The organism is Asaia sp. As-1742 (genome assembly GCF_011753235.1).
Lineage (GTDB): Bacteria > Pseudomonadota > Alphaproteobacteria > Acetobacterales > Acetobacteraceae > Asaia > Asaia bogorensis_B.
Genome location: NZ_VWWA01000002.1, coordinates 515,819 through 530,687, shown reverse-complemented (window position 1 = coordinate 530,687; position 14,869 = coordinate 515,819). Strand labels below are relative to the sequence as shown.

The window sequence follows — 14,869 nt, the reverse complement described above, 5'->3', positions numbered from 1 at the left end:
CGCGAAATGCCATGTCGCTGAAGGCAGCGATGCAAGGACGACCGGGTCAGATGCGGGATCGTTGCCTGCAGTGCATAAAGGCAATCGTCCAGTGGCAGCAGCGTGTGCCGACGGAACGCCACGATCACGGCTTCCTCAGCAACAGACAGAACGAGGGACGTTGGCGAGCGCGGTCCCGTCGGACGATCCAGAACATCTGACCGCTTCTTCCACTTCGCGACGGTCTTCTGATTGATGCCGTAGCGCGCAGCCAGTGCCCTCAGGCTCTCTTGCACTATGCTGTATCGCTCGACGGACTGCCGCTGTCGTCGTGGCGCTCCCGTGGTGAACCTGGCCCATAGTGCTTCCTTCCATTCCGATGAAAAGATTGCACCATCAAAACCCGGGACCAAACACCTAGCGAGGGGCGCCTGCTTCACGCAAGGCAAAGGTCATTCTGTCAGATGAACTCGATATGCGTCTTGACGCCCATCAGCAGCTGGTTCCGCAGCCCGGGCTGAAGCCCAGGGTTGATGTAATACTGGATGTCAGGCGCAATCGAGACACCACGCCAGACATGCAGTTGGTAGAACGCCTCGATGATGCCCCCCCAATCCTGAGGTCGCCTGGTATGCCCCCGCAAACGCCCCTCCTGGGCATAGGCGGCAAGCTGGGCAAGGCGTGCAGCACGTGAGACCTGAATGACCGTCATATCAAGCCCGATGGCATCGCTCGGGCGGGAGGCGATCATGCCTCTCATGAACAACCCCAGAGAGTACTGGGCCTTGCGCAAGGCTGTGCGTGGCGCGTTCCAGTAGGCCGCCCCCAGCAGGGTCAGGCCTGCATCGCGACCACGCTCATTGAAGCGCCAGACCATCTGATCCGCCATGACCCATGCCGACCATGCCCCCTTGATCTGGCGTGGCGATGCGCCGACCAGATAGAGGTTCTGCCCTTCCATGCCCTCGAAACGGCTGTCATGACGGGCCGTGTCGTAAACAAAGCCGAGCTTGTAGAGACCCGACAGGCTCTTCCTCGGCCCGAAGGCCGGTGTCCAGCTCACCTCAAGCGGCAGGGCCATACCATCGATCGTGGCACCGTTGAATTTGAAGCCCGTGCGTGTCTGATGGTGCGTATAGATCGCCTCGGTTTCAGTCAGGTAGAGACCGGTCTTGATGGCCATCTCATCGGTAATCTGCACACGCATCCGTGTCGCCCAGTTCGACATGGGGAATGGCGCATGAGCCTTGTTATCCGATGCTGCACGCGGATTGCCGCAAAAAGCGCCGTTCATGAAATTGCAGTAGAGCGGATTGGCCGAGAAATCGGAGAGGAACGTCATGCGCCCCACAGCCGCGCTCACCCGGTCATACAGCATGGATTTTTCAACATAGGCCGATACCAGATGGATCACGACATTGCCGACACCGCCATAGGTAGCCTGGCTCGGATTCAGGAAATCCCCGAATTTGTGGCTCGTCGGGCTGCCATAGCCACTGGCGAGAATGATATGTGTCGAGACACCTTGCAGGCCCGCCAGACGTTCCCAGTCGATATCGCTGCCATAGGTGAAGATACCGACATTGCCGATGCCTTTTTCCAGACCGAGCCTGGGCGTGGGGGAGCCGATCATCGCCTGAGTCTCGTTGGTATGCTGCACGTGGAACACCACACCGTGCTCGCGTAACGCCGAGAGACTACCGAGCGTGGCAAGAGCATCAGCCCGCGCAATTCCGGCATACCCCATGACAACGCCGACCCCGAGCATAACGCCCAGTCCATACACGCCTCTCATGGCTGCGCTCCTCCTGCCTTCGGGTCCTCTTCGTCCTCCCGTGGTTCATACGGCGGTTTGTGGCGATTTTCGGCCAGTCTGGCCTGTGCAATCTTTTGTCTGTTACGTTGGTGTTCCGTTATTACTGCTTCACGAAAGGGTCGAACATGAGCGACCATCCCTTCCGGCAGGTCGATGTCTTCGCCGCCACGCCCTTCGCTGGTAATCCCCTGGCGGTTATTATGGATGCCGATGGCCTTGATGATGCGCTGATGGCCCGCATCGCCAACTGGACCAATCTGAGCGAGACAACCTTCCTGTTGCGCCCCACGACGCCCGAGGCCTCGTATCGCGTGCGTATCTTCACGCCCGGCGGTGAGCTTCCCTTTGCGGGGCACCCGACACTCGGCACAGCCTTCGTATGGGCCTCCCTCCCCGGCAACACCCATGATGGCACCATCGTGCAGGAATGTGGTGTGGGGCTGGTGCGCGTGCGGGTTGATGGAGCACGTTTTGCTTTCGCAGCCCCACCGAGGCGACGGGCCACCCCCCTGACGATCGAGGAGCGCAACACCGCCTGCGCGGCGCTGGGCCTTGCTCCCGATGATATTCTGGATGCTGCCTGGGGGGATAATGGCCCACCCTGGCAGCTTCTCTCCCTTCGTGAGCGCAAGGATGTGCTTTCGGTCAGGCCTGACTGGTCGAGAATGGGCGACAATCTCTACGGGATCGTGGCGCCCTGGCAGGAAGACCGCGATGAAACGGGCGCTGCTTTCGAGATCAGGGCCTTTGTCGGCCAGAACCAGGGATTTGAGGACCCGGTGACAGGCAGTCTCAATGCCGCCATGGCCCAGTGGATGATTGGCAAGGGCACAGCCCCGGAAAGCTATATTGCAAGCCAGGGCACTGCGATGGGCCGCAATGGCCGTGTCTCAATCGTCAGGGACGGGGAGACGATCTGGGTCGGGGGAACTGTCACGCCACGCATTGCGGGCACGCTGACACTCTGAAAACAGAAAAGGCGGCTCCTCTCGGAACCGCCTTTCTCACCTGAAACTGGCTTGATCTTATGGGATCAGGACCGTCTTGATGGACTTGTCGCCCTTCTTCATCAGGTCGAAGCCTTCCTTCCACTGGTCCAGCGGCAGGGAGTGGGTCACCACACCCTCGACCGGCAGACGACCATCGGCAATGGCGGCAATGGTGAAGGGGTAGCAGTACGGACCCAGATGCGCACCGAGCACGTCCAGCTCCTTGCGATCGGAGATGATCGACCAGTCACAGGTCACTTCATCGCCGAACACGCTGAACTCGACGAAGCGGCCGAGCTTGCGGATCATGTGCAGGCCCTGACGAACGCTCGAGGGATGGCCGGTTGCTTCGATATACACATCGCAGCCATAGCCACCGGTCAGTTCCTTGACCTTGGCCACCACGTCTTCTTCAAGCGGGTTCATCACGATATCCGCGCCGAACTTCTTGGCCAGATCCAGACGGTCCTGCTTGGTGTCGAGCACGATCAGTTTGCTCGGGTTCTTCAGGCGGGCAGCGCCTACCATGCCCAGACCCAGCGTACCGGCACCGGCCAGAACCACCACGTCATCAAGCTGGATGTTCGCACGGTTCACAGCGTGAACGGAGCAGGCATAGGGCTCGATCAGGGCAGCCGCCTCGGCGGGCATGTCCTCGGGAACGCGATGGGTGCGCGACGTCTTGGGGAAGCGCATGTACTTCGCCATGGCGCCATTGGTGTTGTTCTGGAAGCCGTACAGGTCGTGACGCTCGCACATCCAGTACTGACCGCCCTTGCAGTAGCGGCAATCGTCGCAGGGAACGATCTGCTCGCTGATCAAGCGGTCACCCACCTTGTACTGCCCGCGCAGGTTCTCGCCGATCTCGACAGCGCGCCCGATGAATTCGTGGCCCGGGATCATCGGCGGCTTGACGTAGCGGGGCTGTTCCTTATCGCCCCAGAAGGAAGGGGCGCCCAGGAAGCACTTGATGTCACCGGCGCAGATGCCCACGGTCTCGACTTCGATGATGATGTCATCGGGACCGGCGCGGGGGACGTCCACTTCTTCCCAACGATAATCACCGGGTTCGTAGGCGACGACGGCCATCATCTTTTCCGGCAGGGCGACGCTGGCTGCTTCTTTCTGCAGGGCACCCAAGTCAGGCGTAACAATCTTGTTCATGGTCTTGGTCTTTCGGTTCGTGGCGTATCAGGCGTTGTGGTTACGCGCCGGAGCCACGAGCTCCTTGGCGATCGTCTGAAGGATCAGGCAGCAGGACGTTGCACCGGCATCGAGCACGCCGCGTGAGCGCTCGCCCAGTCGGCTGGCGCGGCCGATACGGGCCACCAGATCGATTGTGGAGTCACGACCGCGTTCTGCCGCTTCCGACATCACGATCAGGGCCTGTTCGAACGACTTTCCGTCATCCAGTGCCTTGTGGAAGGCTTCAACCGAGGGCTGCAGCGTATCGACAAGGGTCTTGTCACCTACGCGGGCATTGCCAAGGCTGTTGATCCCGGCCAGCGCCCCATCGAGCATCTGGGCGAAGAGCTTGCCATCAAGGAATTCGACATTGCGCAGCGGGATCGCCATGCCTTCGAAGAAACGGCCGTAAAGTGGGCCCATCGAGCCGCCGATACCGGCCATCAGCGAGTCTGACAGGGCATCGAGGCCCTTTTCCATGACCGGCGGGTTGGCACCCAGCGCATCACCGCAGCGGGCAAAGCCCTTGGCCATGTTGATGCCGTGATCGCCATCGCCGATCTTGCCGTCGATCTCGCTCAGCCAGTCACGTGCCTTGACGATGGCATCGACCAGGGCCGGGATGACCTTCGTGGTTTCGGCGACGGGAATACCGCTCTTGGGCACGTATTTCTCGCCCGTCGCGGTCTTGACCAGTGCTTCGACCGGGTCGGCCTTGGCCGTCGGCGCTTCAGCAGCCTGAACCTGTGCCGCACCGGCACCGACGCGCACCAGACCGATTGATTCGGCGGGCGCAGCCATCAGGCGATCCAGCTCTTCATCGGTCTTCATGATCGTCAGGGTGGCACCCTTCATCTCGAGCGAGGTGAAGAGATTGCCAACGAAGCGATGCGCCACCTCAATGCCCTTCTCCTTCAGGAGATCGGCAACATCGGCATAGAGCACATAGAGTTCGATGATCGGGGTGGCACCCAGACCCGAGAGCAGCACCGTCACGCGGTCGCCCTTGGTGAAGGGCAGGTCGGGCAGGATATGCTCAAGCATCAGCTTGGCGATATCGCGCGAGCGGCCGAGTTCCTGAACCGACACGCCGGGCTCGCCATGATGGCCGATACCGACTTCCATGGTGCCGAGTTCGATCGAGAAATTCGGATGGCCGTTGGCAACGATGGTGCAGGGCGTGAGGCCGACACCGATGGAGCGGGTATTGGCAATGGCCTTGCGGGCCACGGCAATCACCTCGTCCAGCGAGCCGCCTTCTTCGGCGCGCGCACCGGCGGCTTTCCACATCAGGATTTCGCCAGCAACACCGCGGCGGCGCTCGGCTTCACTTGCCGGAGCCGAAGCAACGTCATCGGTGGCGACCACGGTCTCGACCTTGATGCCAGCCTGCTGCGCATCACGCGCCGCCATGCGGACATTCATCGTATCACCCGCGTAGTTGCCAAACAGGCAGGCTACGCCAGCGCCCATATCGGCTTCCTTCATGGCGTCGAGGAAGCTCACAGCCGTCGGAGAAGAGAAGATCTCGCCAATGGCAACGGAGTCCAGAAGGCCCGTACCGACATAGCCAAGGAACGCCGGCTCATGACCCGAACCGCCACCCGTGATCACGCCGACCTTGCGACGGCCCGTGGTCTTGGCGCGCTTGACGACACGCGGATTGGCCGTTTCAACAATGATGTCGGGATGGGCAAGAAGTGCGCCGCGCACACCGTCTTCGACCACACCATCGGGGTCATTGAAGATGCGGTCCAGCTTGGGCCGTGCTGCGGGAGACTGGGACGAAGCGCCATCGCCATGGCCGGTATGCGCTGCGTGAACGATTGAATGAACCATAATGGGCCCCATACTGTGTGCCGGGAAAACACCCTAAGTGCCCAAGAACCATAACCGTAACAGCTGTTATGAACGAAATCACACTAACGAGAGTGATATTCGTTACCTATTATGTGGGACCAGAACGATCCTGATTACATTCTCCTTGATTGCCCAACCGACAATCCCATTAAGTATGCTATATTATCAATAATTTGTTCAATGTGCCGCATGACATAAGGGGAACATTGCCCCTCCAATTGCCCTCAGCCGAAATGCACATATGTGATATTTCATTTCGACAGAGGCGCAATCCTCCGCAACCGCCATGTTTTGACGAAATTCGCTCTTGTTTTTTCACATGGCACCGGCCGTCAATCAGCGCACCTGCCCTTGCGACGAAGGGCGCTTCTGCATGAGCCAGAATAACAATCGGGCGGTCATCGCCTTCCCTGCCCTCTCTCGCGGGTGATCACCTTGCTTGGGTCTGGAAGCATACCCCACAATCCCACTCAGGGAGTCAGGCAAGGCTGATATCTTCCCGCCACGGCAGCCTTGACGCTTCCTTGCGCGGGCAGCTCATGCCTGATCACTGTCTCGCAGTACCCGGCATCCTTTCGTCACCCCTGCACGGCAGTCCGGCCTGAAACAGTATCGCACCATTGATCAGCAAGCCCGGAAGGGCCGGACTCAGACCATAGGGGGCCCAGTCCAGAGCGAAAATCACCCCGCCCGTTACAAGCCCGAGGAACAGGGCGACAAGCAGTCGTGCGGGTGAAACGCGATATCCCGTTACGCAAAGCAGTACGGCGGGCAGGAGCTGCACCAGACCCACATAGAACAGCCGGTTAAGTGTCACGATCAGCGCGGTATGCAGGGCAGCTGTCAGCACGGAAAGGCCAAGATAAAGGGCAATGATGGCCAGACCCGTGCGCTTTTGCGCAGGGGCAGAAAGATGCGGCGTGAAACTGCGGGTGACGATCGCCGCAAGGCTGAGGCACACCGCCCCAAGCCAGACGAGCGCAGTCAGGGCCACCGCACCTGAGACGATCCCCACACCCCAACCCGGCAGCAGATGCGATGCTACCGAGAGAAAAACTGAGTCGGGCCGCCCCATGATGACGGGATGGGTCAGGCCGAAACACGCAATGACAACCAGCAGCGGAAACAGCACCATATAAAACGGCATCCAGATCTGGGCCCGTCTGATGGTTTGCGGATCACGGGCCGAAAAGACGGCGGCAGCGGTTTGGGGCGCGATGCAAAAGCCGAAAGCCTGCGTCACGATTGTGCTCATGATCATCACACAGGTCGAAAAAGGATGTGGACTGGCACCACGCAGCGCCGCGGCCAGAGGGCGCGTCGCCTGATGGGGCCAGGCCAGGAGGGCTGCAAACGCCACGCAGACGATGGAGAGCAGGATCAGGCTATCCTTCAATGCCGCACTCAGCGCCGCACCACGCAATCCGGCACCTGCCACAAAAAGGAACGCCAATAACGCTGCGAACGCACTGAGCATGACAGGGGAAACCGGTAGGGCGAGGGTCGAGAATACCGCATCCAGCCCTATGAACTGCATGGTCCCCAGCGGGAGCATCAGAATCACGAGCAAAAGACCTGTCACACGCCCGACAAGCGTACTCTGGAAATACCCCCCCAGGAGGTCTGGCAAGGTGATGGCACCCAAACGATTTCCCACCCGCCATAACCGGGGATACAGCACCATCCCGACCGGGAAGGCGAGCAGGATATACCCGACAAACCACAATGCCACGTCGATGGAACCGCTCGCGGCGATACCTCCGGGAAAACCCAGAACCGAACCGATCGAATAGGTTTCGCCCACTGAAAGCAGGAAGAAGAGCGCAACGCCGAACTGCCCTCGCGCGGCAAAAAAGGCGCGAGGGTCACGGGTGACGCTGCTTCTGAGCGGCGCGCAGGCCAATCCCAAAGCGAGCAGGAGGACAAGAACGAAACCCGCCACTCTCAACGTTCTGCCCCTCCGACAGGTGCAGCATCCTTAGCGATTACCCCCATGGGCCGGACTGCAAGGGCAAGGCAAAGTGTCGTGAACGGCAGACAGGCAAACAGCCACCACAGGGTCACCGGCACACCAAGCAGGCGCCATGAGGCCCCATAAAGAAAAGGCATGGGCAGCAGAACCGCGCAGAACGGGGCTCCCACCAGCAGGAGACGTTGCCAGTGAAGAGAAAAACGGGGCGACATGGCACACTCGGGTTCAGGAGACCGGAACGCCGGACATAACGGCAAGTGCCATCATGGGGCCAGCCCTGAATATCACTGCTCAATTGCCGCCGGGACAAATGAAGCAGTCAGGGCGTCAGCCTTGCTCGCAAAGCACTTCCCTTCATTTACCCCAGCAAGGCAGCCGCGCGAACGGAGGGGCGCTCAGAGCTCCGCCCATTGACGCAGCAGGTTGTGATAGGTCGAGGTCAGCCCGAGTACACCCGGATGATCATCGGGCAGTACCTTGCGGGTCTCGATGATCGAACGGTCGAAGTCATACAGAAGCGCACGCTTCGTATCATCGCGCACCATGGACTGGCTCCAGAAAAACGAGGCCCAGCGTGAGCCGCGTGTCACCTCGCTCACGCGATGCAGGCTGGTAGACGGATACAGCACCATGTCACCTGCGGGCAGTTTGACACGCTGCTCACCATAAGTGTCCTGAATGACCAGTTCACCCCCGTCATATTCATCCGGCCCGGTGATGAAGAGCGTTGAGGACACATCGGTCCGGATTCTGAAGCCGCTCTCGGGGATGGGGCGTATGGCGTTATCGACATGGGCGCCGAATTTCATGCCCACATCGTAGCGGTTGAAAAGCGGCGGGAAGACGCGCAGCGGCAGGGCGGCACTATTGAACACGGGGTTCCGTCCCAGCGCCCGCAACACGATCTCGCCCAGTTCACGCGAGGCCTGGCAATCCTGTGGCACCTGTAGATTGTGCTTGGCTTTTGCCGATTGCTGCCCGGCGGTCACCTTGCCATCCAGCCATGACGCCTGCTCAAGCGTCTGACGGCAATGACGCAGCTCTTCAGGTGTCAGGACATTGGGAATGTGAACCAGCATGGGCGCTCTCCTGTGCAATCGACTTCTTGTAATTGAGAATGAATCTGATTAACAGGGAATGAGCGGTTGGTTACACCCCGTAACAAGAACAAAAACCCCGAATGGGGGTGTACGCACCTCACACGAACAGGAGAGCCTCATGGCTGCGCCCGCTGGCGACCTCGCCTCACTTCCCTTCACCCCGTGGGAAATGTTCCTCGGTGCCGGCCCCGTCGTGCGCTTCGTCATGATGCTGCTGATCGTGGCCTGCGTGATCAGCTGGGCGGTGTTTGTCGCCAAGGTCGTTGAGGTCATGCGCGTCAGGCGTGCACTGTCACAGGCCGAACTGAAGTTGGAAAACGCAGCCTCGCTTGCCGAGTCCCAGTCGCTTTGCCCCGATATCAGCATTGTCCGCGCCCTACTGCTCGCAGCCTCCAATGAATGGACACGCTCTGCCGATGTGCTGGAAGACCGCGAAGGGCTGAAAGAGCGCATCATGCTGCATCTTGAGCGTCTGGAAGCCGCAGAGGGGCGTCGCCTGATGCGCGGCACGGGAATTCTGGCTACGATCGGCGCAACATCGCCGTTTATCGGGCTTTTCGGCACGGTATGGGGTATCATGACCTCGTTCACCGGTATCGCCGCCACAAAGGCCACGAGCCTTGCTGTGGTTGCTCCCGGCATTGCCGAGGCCCTGCTTGCCACTGCGCTTGGGCTCGTGGCGGCCATTCCAGCCGTCGTGATCTATAATTTTCTGTCGCGACAGTGCCTCGCCTGCAAGGCGCAGGTGGGTGATCTCACAGCGCTTATTCTGCGTCTCGTCTCACGCGACCTGAGCCGCCTGCATGTGCAGGGTGGCGGTGGGCAGGTGCTGCGCTTTGCAACACCACGTGCCGAGCAGGCCGGACGCTGATCATGGCGCTGCGTATGCGTCATGCCGACGATACGGCGCTCGATGCCCATGAGCTGAACGTGACACCGCTGATCGATGTCATGCTCGTGCTTCTGGTTATCTTCATGGTGACGGCACCGCTGAGCACGGTCAACGTGCCAGTGGATCTGCCCTCATCAACCCAGAAACCGGCCCCGCGTCCAGCCAATCCGATTTTCGTCACGGTGAAAGCCGACAAATCCCTGGCGCTGGGTGAGGACGATATCAGCAATGAAGCGCTTCCCCTGCGCCTCATGACCCTGACGAACGGCCACAAGGATGAACGCATCTTCCTGCGCGCAGACAAGACCGTGGATTACGAGACGCTGATGAAAACCATGGATCTGCTGCGCAAGGCAGGGTTCCTGAAGGTGGCACTCGTCAATCTGCAGGGTCAGGAGGAGGGCGACGAACCGTGACCGCAAGGCGTTATCGCGCAGTGCCAGCCACCCCGGCAGCGGCTGTACCCGAAACAGGGGACATGCTGTCCTTTCGCACTGTCTACCAGCTCCATCAGAAGCTCGAGGGACAGCGGCAAAGACGTCTTGGCGGCTGCTCCGCACTTGCTATCCTTGCCTTGACGGGTCTCGGGATCTGGACAGCCTCGACACTGCGGGCAACCCCGCCCCTTCCCTATGCGCCCCCGCCTGCTGCAATAGCCATTGATCTTGCACCCGAGCCCGCCAGTATTCCTTCACCGCCCCAGGAGCGGCCGCCCGGGCCGCCTCAGGTCGCCACGCCGGAACTGCCCGCGCCTGAAAAACCTCCCGAAATCATGGCCCCTCCGTCGCCCGCCCCCCTGCCGCCCGTGCCGGTGCCTGCCAGGATCAAGGTGCCGCCGGTGCGCCGCAAGATGACGCCCACACCGCCCGTACCGCGCCACGTCGCTCCACTCGTGCCCACGCAGTCAACAGCGAATACCGCACCCCCACCCTCGGATGCTCCCCCTTCGACCGTATCGGCCACCAGCGCCAAGGGAGCGCCTTCGACGCGAGAAATGTCGCAGGCCAAGGCAAGCTGGCAAGGCAGCCTGCTGGCGCGACTTGAACGCTTCAAGCGCTATCCGGCACAGGCACAGGCCGAGCATCAGGAAGGAACCGTGATGCTGCGCTTTACGATGGACCGCAAAGGCCATGTGCTCTCGGCCAGTCTCGTCAGACCGACCGGCTATGCCATGCTGGATGACGAGACCCTCGCGCTTGTCCGGCGCGCCGAGCCTTTGCCTGCCCCGCCCGATACCATATCGGGTGCCACGCTAAGCCTTACCGTTCCTGTGGAATTCTATTTGGAGGAACACTGATCGATTGGCCCGAACCGGAATGTCAGGGCAAGTAAGCGACCTGACCACCGCCACATGGAACGATCTGCAGTGATCACATATCGGGCAGCCTGCCCCCGGGTGGGGCCCGCTGTTCTTGCGCGGGCGCAGTCTTGCCCTCACAATACACTCTTATGATGGCAGCAAACCAAAAGCCTCCAGTACGGCCCCGACAAGACGCCTCCTGTCTAGACAACCGGACAGCGTGACGGCCTGATGCGTCATACCCCCGACACCCGTGAAACGTCGCCTGCCTCGAGCGCGCATCCAATAGCCGACACGACAGGTGAGACGCCAACCGGCCGGTTCGAAATCATCCCGCCCCCTGATCGCATGACGCGGGATGTGGCATCTCTCCCGGCACGACTCGTCCTGACCGGATCCTGGCTCAGCCATGATTCAGCGTTGCCGGACTGCACGGTTGAGGCACTCGCCCCGATGGGCAAGGCCACCACACTGGCCTGCGATGTCTCAGGCGTCACGGACTGGGACACCGGGCTGATCGCGTTTCTGTGGGATGTGCGCCGCCTGTGCGATGCATCACAGCGCATGTTCGACACCACGCCCCTGCCACATCCGATGCAGCAATTGCTTGATCTGCTTCCTGATCAGGCTGGCCCCGCGACACCGAGGAGAAAACCCCGCCAGCCTTTCCTCGAGCATGTCGGGGGCAAGGCGATTGATGTGCTTGCCGAGACGGGTATCGTGGCCGGTATGGCCTCAGGCACGGCACTGGCAGCATTCCGCTCGCTGTTCCGGCGTATCGGCCTGCGGCGTAGTGACCTGTTTTCCGATCTGTTCAACGCAGGCCCGTCAGCCCTGCTGATCGTCGGGGTGGTCAACTTTCTCGTCGGGGCCATTCTGGCCTTCGTCGGTGCCGTACAGCTGCAGAAATTCGCCGCAGGTATTTATGTCGCCAGTCTGGTCGGCATTGCGACCGTGCGCGAAATGGCAGCGGTCATGACGGCCATCATCATGGCCGGGCGCACGGGCGGGGCCTATGCCGCGCGCATATCGACCATGCAGGGCAATGAGGAAATCGACGCGCTGAAGGTTTTCGGCATCTCGGTTTCTTCCTACCTCATCCTGCCCGCCGTACTCTCGCTCGTCGTCACCATGCCGTTTCTCTATCTCTATGGCTGTCTGATTGGCATGCTGGGCGGTTATGTGGTGGCCATATCGATGCTCGACATCACGAGCCTTGGCTATTTTCATCAGACCGTCATTGCCTTTGGCATCGGCCAGTTCATCTTCGGGTTCGTCAAGAGCATCGTGTTTGGCGCGTTCATCGGGCTGACGAGCTGCCGCATCGGTCTCAAGGCTGGGCGATCGGCGGCAGATGTCGGTATTGCCGCAACACGAGCCGTGGTGATTGGCATTGTCGGGGTCATTGCGCTCGATGCCATCTTTGCTGTCATCGCCAATAGTCTGGGGGTCTGAGCCATGAGCCACGAGACAGACACACAGCCCCCTGCTCCCGCCATCCTGACAATGCAGGGCGTGACTCTCGCTTTCGGCCCCAAGGTCATCCAGTCGCATATCGACCTATCGGTGCGGCGGGGCAGCATTTTTGCGGTGATGGGGGGCTCGGGCTGCGGCAAATCCACCCTGCTCAAAAGCATGATCGGCCTGCTGCGTCCCACGACGGGCCACTTCATGGTTGGCGAGCGGGATTACTGGAAAGGCACGGATGCCGATCGCACGCAGATCAATCACCGCTTTGGTGTGCTGTTCCAGAGCGGCGCCCTGTGGAGCTCCATGACTGTGGGCGAGAATGTCGCCCTGCCCCTGCAGATGTTCACCTCTCTCGATGCCCGGGCCATAAGACGGCTGGTGGAGCTCAAACTCGCTCTGGTGGGACTGCTCGACGCCATCGATCTCGCGCCATCGGAAATCAGCGGCGGCATGCGCAAGCGCGCCGGCCTTGCACGCGCTCTGGCCCTCGACCCCGATATCCTGTTTTTCGACGAGCCCTCTGCGGGGCTCGATCCGATCACATCAGCGCGTCTGGATGACCTCATCCTTAATCTGCGTGACGGTCTGGGCGCGACCATCGTCATCGTGAGCCATGAACTGCCCAGTCTGTTCAGTATCGCAGACGATGGCATTTTTCTCGATGCCATCACCAAAAGACCCATCGCCCACGGCTCGCCGCGCTTTCTGCGCGATCACTGCGACGACAGTCAGGTCCATGCTTTCATGAACCGGCAACGTAACGAAGAAGGATCCCCCTCATGAACAGGCAAGCCCTTGTCGGCGCATTCGTGCTGGGTGGTATGGCCCTCATGGTGGCGGCCTTTGTCTTTTTCGGCAATTTCCATCCGTTCACCCATACAGATCGGGCAGTCCTGATCTTTCGTGGGTCAACCAACGGTCTTTCTGTGGGCGCACCGGTGAATTTCCGTGGCGTTCAGGTCGGCGCGGTCGATCGCATTGCCATCGAATACGATCCGAAAAACCGCGAGGCCTATATTCCGGTCTATGTCACGCTGCGACGCGACGATATTCTGGTGGCCGGGCAGAAGCATGGCCATCTTCCTAGCCTGAAAAGCCTCGTCGATCATGGGCTGCGCGGTGAGATGAACCTCAAGAGCTTTGTCACGGGCACATCGCAGATCGATCTAGACATCTCGCCCGATACGCCGGCAATCCTGCATCCCGAACTTACGAACGAGACCGAGATCCCGACGCGCCAGTCATCCATTCAGGCCATTACCAACACCATCACCCACCTGCCGTTGCGCAAGCTCAGTGATGACGCTGCAGCAACGATCGCCATCATGCATCATCTGGCAGAGATGCTGGATGAGCGTCTGCCGGCTCTTGCTGACAGCCTGCAACAGACCTCGCAAAGCACACGCGCGACACTCGATGCCGCGCATGACATGATCACGGCCGTTCAGCCGCAATTGCTGCGCACCCTGGCCAGCGTGGATCGGCTGGCCACGACCGGGTCCGATCAATTGACCGCTCGCGGGCAGGAATTGCGTCTGCTGCTGCAAAACAGCCGCGAAACCATGGTGACCGCCAACAAGACACTGTCGAATCTGCAAGGCATGACCTCACCCCGCTCGATCGATCGCGCCAATCTGGATGCCAGCTTGCGCGATATTGCCTCGGCGGCTGCAGCGCTGCGCGGCTTTGCCAATGATGTGGAGCGCAACCCGCAACTTCTGCTGACAGGACGCCGCCAATGAAAACGCGCCAGCTTATTCCGGCCATCGCTCTGGGCCTGCTGACGGCCTGTGCCTCGGCGCCCGTACAGTTCTATACAATTGCCCCGGATCCGGGCACGGCCATACCGGCAGGCACGGGAACGGCGGTGGTCTATGTTCCGCGTATCGTCATGCCGGATTATCTGGATACACAGGATATCCTGGTTCGTGATGGCAGCCGATTGATACGCAGCAGCAACGGGCGCTGGGCCAGCCGCCTGTCGCAATCAGCAACTGATCTGATCGTGGCGCGCCTTTCGCAGGACTGGCCGCAACGCACGATCACGGCCCATTCTCCTCTGGAAACCCCAGAGTCACGCCTGAACATCACGATTGAGCGTATGGATCTGACCAGGCAGGGTCAGGCTATTCTGCTCGCCTCATGGACCGATCTGCCCGGCGACGACGCCCGCCCGGCGCGTCAGGGCCGAGCCAGTCTCCGCGTGCAGGGCAGTGTAGCCGATGATGCGGCCAAGGCGGCCCTGCTGCAGAAACTGTTCGAGCAACTGGCTGACCGCATCGCCAATACGCTTCCCCCACGCTGAA

At 60.7% G+C, this 14,869-nt stretch carries 14 protein-coding genes and 1 pseudogene; 8 read left to right on the top strand and 7 right to left on the bottom strand.

The genetic code is table 11. The features are described 5' to 3' along the window. Positions 1-339, bottom strand: a pseudogene (locus F3J08_RS05005) (helix-turn-helix domain-containing protein); the annotation flags it as partial. A gap of 100 nt (positions 340-439) precedes the next feature. Further along, positions 440-1,774: a carbohydrate porin gene (locus F3J08_RS05000; protein WP_166928648.1), complete on the bottom strand. Its 1,335-nt coding sequence runs from the start codon at positions 1,772-1,774 to the stop codon at positions 440-442. Between the two features lie 146 nt (positions 1,775-1,920). On the opposite strand from F3J08_RS05000, the gene F3J08_RS04995 reads away from it, so the two are divergent. Beyond that, positions 1,921-2,763: a PhzF family phenazine biosynthesis protein gene (locus F3J08_RS04995; RefSeq protein ID WP_166928647.1), complete on the top strand. Its 843-nt coding sequence runs from the start codon at positions 1,921-1,923 to the stop codon at positions 2,761-2,763. Positions 2,764-2,820: 57 nt separating this feature from the next. Here F3J08_RS04995 and F3J08_RS04990 read toward each other — a convergent pair whose 3' ends face one another. From F3J08_RS04990 to F3J08_RS04970, 5 genes are all read right to left on the bottom strand, one after another. Beyond that, positions 2,821-3,948 carry a zinc-binding dehydrogenase gene (locus tag F3J08_RS04990; RefSeq protein ID WP_062165129.1) on the bottom strand — a complete coding sequence of 376 codons (1,128 nt, stop codon included), beginning with the start codon at positions 3,946-3,948 and terminating at the stop codon, positions 2,821-2,823. A 27-nt stretch (positions 3,949-3,975) separates the two neighbouring features. After that, positions 3,976-5,808, bottom strand: a complete 1,833-nt coding sequence (gene dhaL, locus F3J08_RS04985; RefSeq protein WP_166928646.1) for a dihydroxyacetone kinase subunit DhaL — start codon at positions 5,806-5,808, stop codon at positions 3,976-3,978. A 568-nt stretch (positions 5,809-6,376) separates the two neighbouring features. Beyond that, complete coding sequence (locus F3J08_RS04980; RefSeq protein ID WP_166928645.1) at positions 6,377-7,771, bottom strand: hypothetical protein; 1,395 nt, start codon at positions 7,769-7,771, stop codon at positions 6,377-6,379. 2 nt (positions 7,772-7,773) lie between these two features. Beyond that, positions 7,774-8,013 carry a hypothetical protein gene (locus tag F3J08_RS04975; protein WP_166928644.1) on the bottom strand — a complete coding sequence of 80 codons (240 nt, stop codon included), beginning with the start codon at positions 8,011-8,013 and terminating at the stop codon, positions 7,774-7,776. Positions 8,014-8,196: 183 nt separating this feature from the next. Then, on the bottom strand, positions 8,197-8,880 hold the full coding sequence (locus F3J08_RS04970; RefSeq protein ID WP_122040186.1) for a Fe2+-dependent dioxygenase: 684 nt from the start codon (positions 8,878-8,880) through the stop codon (positions 8,197-8,199). Positions 8,881-9,019: 139 nt separating this feature from the next. On the opposite strand from F3J08_RS04970, the gene exbB reads away from it, so the two are divergent. The 7 genes from exbB (at position 9,020) to F3J08_RS04935 (ending at position 14,868) form a co-directional block, all read left to right on the top strand. Beyond that, positions 9,020-9,772 (top strand): tonB-system energizer ExbB, encoded by a 753-nt coding sequence (gene exbB, locus F3J08_RS04965; protein WP_166928643.1) that lies wholly within the window; start codon positions 9,020-9,022, stop codon positions 9,770-9,772. A 2-nt stretch (positions 9,773-9,774) separates the two neighbouring features. Beyond that, positions 9,775-10,209: a TonB system transport protein ExbD gene (gene exbD / locus F3J08_RS04960; RefSeq protein WP_062165137.1), complete on the top strand. Its 435-nt coding sequence runs from the start codon at positions 9,775-9,777 to the stop codon at positions 10,207-10,209. Further along, complete coding sequence (locus tag F3J08_RS04955) at positions 10,206-11,090, top strand: energy transducer TonB (protein WP_370458665.1); 885 nt, start codon at positions 10,206-10,208, stop codon at positions 11,088-11,090. The genes exbD and F3J08_RS04955 overlap by 4 nt, the downstream gene beginning before the upstream one ends. A gap of 351 nt (positions 11,091-11,441) precedes the next feature. Further along, the gene (locus tag F3J08_RS04950; protein WP_166928691.1) at positions 11,442-12,548 is read left to right on the top strand and encodes an ABC transporter permease; all 1,107 of its coding nucleotides are present in this window, start codon (positions 11,442-11,444) and stop codon (positions 12,546-12,548) included. Positions 12,549-12,551: 3 nt separating this feature from the next. Then, positions 12,552-13,346 (top strand): ABC transporter ATP-binding protein, encoded by a 795-nt coding sequence (locus F3J08_RS04945; protein WP_122040184.1) that lies wholly within the window; start codon positions 12,552-12,554, stop codon positions 13,344-13,346. Next, positions 13,343-14,305: an MlaD family protein gene (locus F3J08_RS04940; RefSeq protein ID WP_166928642.1), complete on the top strand. Its 963-nt coding sequence runs from the start codon at positions 13,343-13,345 to the stop codon at positions 14,303-14,305. The genes F3J08_RS04945 and F3J08_RS04940 overlap by 4 nt, the downstream gene beginning before the upstream one ends. Then, positions 14,302-14,868, top strand: a complete 567-nt coding sequence (locus F3J08_RS04935; RefSeq protein ID WP_166928641.1) for a membrane integrity-associated transporter subunit PqiC — start codon at positions 14,302-14,304, stop codon at positions 14,866-14,868. Before F3J08_RS04940 ends, F3J08_RS04935 begins: the two co-directional genes overlap by 4 nt. The last annotated feature ends 1 nt before the right edge of the window (position 14,869 follow it).

What these genes read in the sequence shown, in the direction of transcription:
- F3J08_RS05000 (WP_166928648.1), bottom strand. Translation starts at nt 1,774, where the DNA reads ATGAGAGGCGTGTATGGACTGGGCGTTATGCTCGGGGTCGGCGTTGTC.
- F3J08_RS04995 (WP_166928647.1), top strand. Translation starts at nt 1,921, where the DNA reads ATGAGCGACCATCCCTTCCGGCAGGTCGATGTCTTCGCCGCCACGCCC.
- F3J08_RS04990 (WP_062165129.1), bottom strand. Translation starts at nt 3,948, where the DNA reads ATGAACAAGATTGTTACGCCTGACTTGGGTGCCCTGCAGAAAGAAGCA.
- dhaL (WP_166928646.1), bottom strand. Translation starts at nt 5,808, where the DNA reads ATGGTTCATTCAATCGTTCACGCAGCGCATACCGGCCATGGCGATGGC.
- F3J08_RS04975 (WP_166928644.1), bottom strand. Translation starts at nt 8,013, where the DNA reads ATGTCGCCCCGTTTTTCTCTTCACTGGCAACGTCTCCTGCTGGTGGGA.
- F3J08_RS04970 (WP_122040186.1), bottom strand. Translation starts at nt 8,880, where the DNA reads ATGCTGGTTCACATTCCCAATGTCCTGACACCTGAAGAGCTGCGTCAT.
- exbB (WP_166928643.1), top strand. Translation starts at nt 9,020, where the DNA reads ATGGCTGCGCCCGCTGGCGACCTCGCCTCACTTCCCTTCACCCCGTGG.
- exbD (WP_062165137.1), top strand. Translation starts at nt 9,775, where the DNA reads ATGGCGCTGCGTATGCGTCATGCCGACGATACGGCGCTCGATGCCCAT.
- F3J08_RS04950 (WP_166928691.1), top strand. Translation starts at nt 11,442, where the DNA reads ATGACGCGGGATGTGGCATCTCTCCCGGCACGACTCGTCCTGACCGGA.
- F3J08_RS04945 (WP_122040184.1), top strand. Translation starts at nt 12,552, where the DNA reads ATGAGCCACGAGACAGACACACAGCCCCCTGCTCCCGCCATCCTGACA.
- F3J08_RS04940 (WP_166928642.1), top strand. Translation starts at nt 13,343, where the DNA reads ATGAACAGGCAAGCCCTTGTCGGCGCATTCGTGCTGGGTGGTATGGCC.
- F3J08_RS04935 (WP_166928641.1), top strand. Translation starts at nt 14,302, where the DNA reads ATGAAAACGCGCCAGCTTATTCCGGCCATCGCTCTGGGCCTGCTGACG.